The 7,100-nt window shown below is 44.6% G+C and carries 6 protein-coding genes; 2 read left to right on the plus strand and 4 right to left on the minus strand.

Annotated elements, in window-relative coordinates:
* Both SALPA_RS05030 and SALPA_RS05040 read right to left on the minus strand, forming a co-directional pair.
* Window positions 1-310 (minus strand): DUF1015 family protein (locus SALPA_RS05030; protein ID WP_255450832.1); only part of this gene is annotated, 310 nt, incomplete at its 3' end.
* 631 nt (window positions 311-941) lie between these two features.
* A complete protein-coding gene (locus tag SALPA_RS05040) occupies window positions 942-2,267 on the minus strand; it encodes an FAD-binding oxidoreductase (RefSeq protein ID WP_222427877.1) in 1,326 nt (441 codons plus the stop codon).
* 187 nt (window positions 2,268-2,454) lie between these two features.
* On the opposite strand from SALPA_RS05040, the gene SALPA_RS05045 reads away from it, so the two are divergent.
* Both SALPA_RS05045 and SALPA_RS05050 read left to right on the plus strand, forming a co-directional pair.
* The gene (locus SALPA_RS05045) at window positions 2,455-3,438 is read left to right on the plus strand and encodes a nucleoside deaminase (protein WP_222427878.1); all 984 of its coding nucleotides are present in this window, start codon (window positions 2,455-2,457) and stop codon (window positions 3,436-3,438) included.
* 39 nt (window positions 3,439-3,477) lie between these two features.
* Complete coding sequence (locus SALPA_RS05050; protein WP_222427879.1) at window positions 3,478-4,845, plus strand: FAD-binding oxidoreductase; 1,368 nt, start codon at window positions 3,478-3,480, stop codon at window positions 4,843-4,845.
* A gap of 534 nt (window positions 4,846-5,379) precedes the next feature.
* On the opposite strand, the gene SALPA_RS05055 is transcribed toward SALPA_RS05050, so the two are convergent.
* Window positions 5,380-5,823, minus strand: coding sequence for an N-acetyltransferase (locus SALPA_RS05055; protein ID WP_145090477.1), 444 nt, complete (start codon window positions 5,821-5,823; stop codon window positions 5,380-5,382).
* 321 nt (window positions 5,824-6,144) lie between these two features.
* Window positions 6,145-6,579 carry a GNAT family N-acetyltransferase gene (locus SALPA_RS05060; RefSeq protein ID WP_145090480.1) on the minus strand — a complete coding sequence of 145 codons (435 nt, stop codon included), beginning with the start codon at window positions 6,577-6,579 and terminating at the stop codon, window positions 6,145-6,147.
* Window positions 6,580-7,100: the final 521 nt, after the last annotated feature.

Consider the following 7,100-nt stretch of genomic DNA (forward strand, 5'->3'; position numbering starts at 1 on the left):
TGCATGGTGGAGGCGATCCGTGACCTTGTAAATCCACCTTTTTAAAAGGATACAACGGAACCGTCACCTTGTTTCCCTCCGGTTCAAGATCAACCTCCGATTTGGTCACACGCAAAAAGCTATATGGATTTTTCTCCGTTATCGCCCGCGCCTCCTGTGAATCCATCACATCATACGGCAGCGAAGCCACCTTTTCTGCCAATTCGGGAACAGGGCGCAGACCGCAAAATGGTTTTACTACAGCCATTAATTCTTCTTCCTCTCGCATCAATATTCCATAATTCTGGATATAAATTAAAGTATTCTCCATAACCCGGTAAAAATTCCTGCCAGCCCACCGAAAGTAGTTTCTGGCGCAGAAACTGCCCCTGCCTATTAAACGTAGAGTGTTAGCGATGAAAACATTAAAACTTTTTAGCCATTTTATTAGGAGAAACCTTTTCATTTTCCCAGCGATTAATTGTAGAAAAGCTAACACCCAAGTCAAATACTAATTCCATTTGACTTAGACTCTCAAAGACGGTTCCGACGATTCAGTTCCACGGTATTATAACATAATTTACAATTTTCCACATTAACAGCAAAACTCCTGTCAAGCAATATAATTTTTACTAGAGTTCTACTTACCAAATACAAAAAAGGAAAAGCCATGAACCCTGTCGCTAACTATGGCAAAGGTTGGCTTTTCTGTTGTTGTGCTAATATACATTCACGCTTATTTTATAAATATACTTTATTTTAAATTGTTGGTGGAGACGAGAAAATTCACTTTGCCCAAGCAAAAAACCGCTCATCATCCCCCACAAAGGCAGATAATTCGCAGCTTGTCAGGCTGGTAATTTATATCCATAAATTTCAGATTTGCATGGTGGAGGCGATCCGTGACCTTGTAAATCCACCTTTTTAAAAGGATACAACGGAACCGTCACCTTGTTTCCCTCCTATTCCGGACGAATACTCTGTTCAAAGCGGAATATATTCTCTGGATCATATTTGCGTTTAATTCTCATGAGTTTCCGATAATTGGTACCATAATATGCGCATGGCCAATCTTTAATAAAGGTGTCCGGCCAATTAACATACGTTCCGTCAACATATCTTAGCATGGATTCTCTAAGCTTTTCTACCCAATAGATATTGGGACATTCCTCATAATCACCTTTCCAGCGCGTTATATATTGCATAATATAGTCTGCTTCACGATGAAAATAGGCCGTTCCATCAGGAGGAATCTTGCTGACCGCCCCTCTCAAGCTCTGAAACTGAATCGAATTATCTTTATTAGGGGATATCTCCATATAGTAAAGCAAGGTACTAATTGCCTCATCGGGTAGACTGTGATACACAAACGCTCCTGTATTTTTGAACTTATGAGGACCAGGGCCATCGTCAAACTTTAATACCGCTTCAATATATGGTATTGTTTGAACTTTAATTTGCTTAGGCTTGCCGGTAGCGGTTAATGGTTTTAGCAGGTGCTTCAGTTCGTCTTCATGGCCTAAAAATTCACCAGTTGAAGAAACACGGCCATCATTTTTGGTGTATAGTTCTAGAATTGACGTTAACCGTTCATCAACAAATGGCGCCCAATCTTGCCATGCTTTGATTACTTCTTCGGCATCCGACCAATCCCATGTGATGTCATAAACAGCAACATTTGAAATGGGATGAACCTTAAAAACAAATGATGTTACGATTCCGAAGTTGCCGCCCCCGCCTCCGCGGGAAGCCCATAAAAGGTCAGAATTAACGCACTCGTCGGCGTAGACGATTTCCCCTTTCGCATTGACCATCTCGATTGTAATCAGGTTGTCGCACAGTAAACCCATCTTTCTTGTAAGCATGCCAAATCCTCCACCCAGCGTAAGTCCGGAAATGCCAACAGTCGGGCATGTTCCTCCTGGAATAGTAACACCCTCACTCCATAGAGCCTCGTAAAGTGGAAGAAGGGTAGCTCCAGCCTGGATGGTTGCTATGCCCTTTCTTTTTTTAAGATAAATTTTATCCATTTCGCTTACATCTATGACAATTCCATTGTTTAATAGCGAAAAAGCTTCGTAACTATGCCCTCCACAGCGAGCACGTATAGGAATATGGTTTTCCCTTGCCCATTTTACTGCATTGATTACGTCCTGTACCCTTTGGCAAAAAACAATAACGCAGGGATACTTTGAGAATCTCGTATTATAATCCAGACGGGCATTTTCATAATTTGGATCATCTGGGAATACAATTCGACCAGTAAGTTTTATATTCGAGTTCGCCACTTCGGTACCTCACCTCACTACAGCCTCGTTTATTATTATATTAATACTCAGCCATTTTTGTTCGGCGGATGAAGCTTGCCATGTTTGCTTAGCCACACCCTATTTTCGCTGCGACTGCTCTTTTTACATAACATATTGGCATTCCGTTACATAGAATATACTGAGTATTTTATAGGGAGGTTATTTAATGGCAAAGTTGAGCCCAAGACCATACAAGAATTGTCACCATGTGACCCATGAATTTTACCAGAACCATTTGGAGTCCTTGAATCTCCATCCCGAAGGAATAGTGTGCCCCTATTGCGGTCATGAATACGAGCCCTGTCATAATTGCTGTCCCTGTTGCGGTCTGAATCTCGATGAATTTATGGCAGGCGCCGACTGTGATGACCACAGCATGCCGGGGCACAAGCCTAAAAACACCTGCCCGGATTACCTAAAAACAGAGCCTTTTCCCGGCAAAGGCCAGAAATATAAGGCCCCACCGCCGCCGTTGATCAAACCGAAGTATGGAGAATATATTCAGCCCTGGAACGGCTACGTCCCCGAATGCACTCGCAAAGACAAAGCAGTCTGCAAGTATTTGCCCGCGCAGACCTCCAACATCAAAACCACTATTTATGACGGGATAGAAGTACAGACGAATAAATGGATGACCTTGGCCTGCGAAGAAGCGGTGAAGTCCGTGCAATGTGGCGGGGGACCTTTTGGCGGCGTTATCGTTCAAATTGACGATGAAACCAATGAAGTAATCCGCTATTGGGTCCAGCACAACCATGTGCCGCAAGAAAACGATCCAACCGCCCACGCCGAGATGAGCGTAGTGCGTGACGCCTGCAGATCTCTTGGTGTCCTCAACCTCGGCAGAATCACCAAGGAAGAATCACGCCTGCCGCAAAAAGGCTTAACCTCGCATTGTGAAATCTACAGCGCCGCTGAGCCATGCCCAATGTGCTATTCAGCTATTTACTGGGCCAGAATACCGGTGCTGTATTTCGCCGCCACCAGATACGACGCCGCTCAGCAGGGTGTCGACTTCTCCGACCAGCCGCTATATGATGACATTTGTCTGCCCTATAGGGAAAGAAAAATCAAAACTTATCAATGTACGACGGACAATTCGCTAGACGCTTTTAATCTCTGGAAACGCAGCGAAAAAAGGCAGTATTAAATTCCTTTAAGATAGGAGCGTATTTGTATGGGGCTATGCATGGAACCTCAGTTGACGGGGCTTATCGTTTGGCCGGATGACGTGCACTATGACGCGGCCCGAAAAGAGTGGAACACTCTTTTCAATAAGTTCCCGCTGGTTATCGTCTTCGCGCAGGATACCGAGGACGTCGTCAACGCAGTACGCTGGGCACGTTATTGGAACATACCCATCCGGACGCGCTCCGGCCGCCATAGCTACGAAGGCTTGTCGGCTGTTGACGGCGGTATTGTCATCGATGTCAGCCAAATGAAACAGGTGAATGTGGATGGCAGGCACGGCGTCGCCACCGTTCAGACCGGCACAAAAAATATTGACTTGTACCACATTCTTGGGGCTAAGGGGTTAGTGGTGCCAGCCGGGGTCTGCCCCACCACAGGCATTGCCGGAGTCACTCTGGGCGGTGGCCACAGCATGTTGACCCGGCCATGGGGGTTGACCCTCGACCACCTGCTGGAACTGGAAATGGTTGACGCCAACGGTTGCGTCCTCCAAGCCAGCGCCAACCGCCACGCCGATCTGTTCTGGGCTTACCGCGGGAGCGGAGGCGGCAACTTCGGCATCTGCACTTCCTTTTGCTTCCGGGCCCGCCGCATTGACACCGTCGGCTTCGCAGAAATTAGTTGGAACATGACTGACCTCGAAACGGTCCTCAGAACCTGGCAATCCTATACCTTCCCTGGGGCCGATGAGCGGCTCACCCCCACCCTCTTTATAACTTCAGGCCTGAAGTCCGTGCAGTCCAATTTCGCAGGCGACCAGTCGCCGGATTCTTTTCCGGTAGTCATGCAGGGAGTCTTCCTCGGTCCGGCGACGGAACTGTGTCACCTGCTGCAGCCTTTGCTGCGAACCGGTTCACCACGGAAGATAACCATCGAAGAACTTCCCTGGCTTGAGGTGGTTGATCGGTTATCGGCAACCCAGCCGACCACTCCCTCCCCCTTCAAGAGTACCGATTGCTTCATCTATGATCAGTTGCCCGAGACTGCCATCAACACAATCCGTCGCTTCATCGACGATCCGCCCACATCCTCAGTCACCGTCCTATTTCATGGGTTGGGTGGAGCGGTGGCTAGGGTACCTAGTCACGCCACCGCCTATTTCCACCGGCAAGCCTGGTCCAAAATCGCCATCTGGTCCACTTGGGACACCCCAGACGGGGCGCCGCCGGGTATCCGCTGGGAGGAAGAATTTCGCAAGGCGATTCTCCCCTATACCTGGGGCGTTTACGTCAATTCCCCCAACCTTGCCATCAAAAATTGGCCCATGGCCTACTATGGCGATAACTTTGAACAGCTTACCCGAGTAAAGGCCAAATACGACCCGGAGAATGTCTTCCATTTCCCGCAGAGCATCCCGCCCGTCTGATAAAATGCATAATCAGACGTTATGGAACACTTTGGCGATTAGGAATAATCCTTCCTGTCTTAAATATTTTTACAATAAGGTGAGACGCCACTTAGCTGGTGAAAGTACCAGAACCGTACCAAAAACAAACAACAAAAAGGGCGTGTCGCAAAACGTTTTTTGAAAAAACGCTGAGCGGCACGCCCTTGTTCGTAAAACAGGAACCAAAAAGCCCGTGGAAGAAGGAAAATAAGAAACGTCAGATGAATTATGGGCATAACAAAACAGAGGAAGCTGCTTCCCCTATGAAAAAATTCATCTACGTTTGTCAGGCTGTTTTGGGAATATGCAAATAGCTTCCACAACGACCGCTTTGGATTTTGTTATGGAGTTTGTTTAAGTTATACCCCATGCACAGCAAAAGCAACTCAGTCTGAACTTTGATTTGAGGATACAACGGGACGGTTCGCACTGTTTCCTTTACAGTACACCACCATTAAAGACTCGTGGAAAGACTTACAAAATAAATTGTTGGGCTTTAATAATCTTCATATCTTATAATTCTTTCTTAAGATAAATCATATCCACAAGCTGCACACCACATTCGAAAATAGGATGATCATAGTTGTCCGTAAAGAAATTCTTGACCCGGTGCGATTGTATAAACCCACAAGCCTTGTAAAATGAAATAGTAACAGGACTTTCACCAGTTCCAACAAACATAACTTGGTATTTTCCTTTATAATAGCCAGAAATATGGTTCACAAGATACTTACCATAACCTTGATGCTGATATTGTCTATAAGTGGCTATATTCTTTAGTTCGCAAATGCCATTGGGTTCACATGTTACCACACAAACACTCTTTAAGTCACCATGATATAGAGCAAACATATCTCCGTGGTCTAAGTACCTATCAATCATGTCTTCTTGCTCATCTGCCAATAATAGTAAATTCAGAAATTGCTTCTTATCAATTTCAATCTTTTTAATTTCCATGCTAACCTCACCAGTTAAATTCTCAATTATTGCTAACCGTACTTGAGATATTAATAACAATGAAGCCTACTACGTTAGCTTGTCTCCATTCTATCATCGGATTAGTCAGGCATTCTTCATCAAGCCCCAAACTCCGCCGGAATGGGTATCAGGTTTATTTTCTCCCTCTGGCAGTTGTGTTCATATTCATTAAAGTTCGCTCGCTGCCCTGTACCTACGTTTCAGGTTCATCGCTAAAATAGGCTCTCCTTAAAAGCAGGTCAACACTGCCGGATGTGAATTTGCTTGGGCTATCAATTTAGCATTTAAAAAAGTAACCTGTTAACATTTCAATTCCATATGCAAGATAGGATAGTGTTTTCCTGCCCCATCAAATTCAGAACGATTTACTACACGAAACCCCATGTGTCTATAAAAGTCAACGGCCTGATCATTCTGCTCATTAACATCTACCCGTTTCACTTTTTGTTGCTTGATCGCATAAATAAGCAACTCTTTGCCTATACCCTTTCCCCGTGATACTGGATTAATAAACAGCAATTCAAGTTTATCATCCTCTATGCCCATAAATCCAGTAATTTCAAGGTTACTGTTTTTGTGGCAAAATAAATTCACCTGATGGAAATATTCGTTCAAAATTAATGGCTTATAAAATTGAAGGTCTTCTTCCTTGAGGAAGTCATGCGTTGCTCGAACCGAATTTTCCCAAATATTGAGTAACGTTTCATAATCATTAATAGCCGGTTGAATAATCATGTTATCATGCCTCTTCTCATTCAAAAAACGTTGCACATACGGCGTGATGTTCATCCGAACCTATCATCCTTTAACCCTTTAGTTTCCATTAATACACATATAAACCCGTTTCTTCCTTAACTCCATTTTAGGTGTCAAGAGGTGTCAAGGGGACGGGGTTGTCGACATTGAAAGAGTTGATAGATTGTTGCCAATAACCCCGTCCCTTGTAAGATATAGTACAGAAGGGTTATCCATTTTGGGATAGAAAAACTCCGAACAATCAGTTTCTAGGTATAATGAGGAAGAAGGATATGAATGGCCCCGTCCCAGGGAAGATTTTTCTATACACATGCCTACAGACAATTCATCCATTTCCAAAGCATTTACGTTTTAGCTGGTTGGGAGCTTATTCCCGTTTCACGTGCAAGGCGGTAATCTTTGAGCTTGGAATGGATAACCCTTCAATTTATCTTATAGGAGGTCAGCGGTGTTGACTAATCGTCCGGTTATTGGCATTGATGTAGCCAAAAATTTTTGTT

It is taken from the genome of Sporomusa sp. KB1, assembly GCF_007830295.1.
In the GTDB taxonomy this organism is placed as follows: Bacteria; Bacillota; Negativicutes; order Sporomusales; family Sporomusaceae; genus Sporomusa.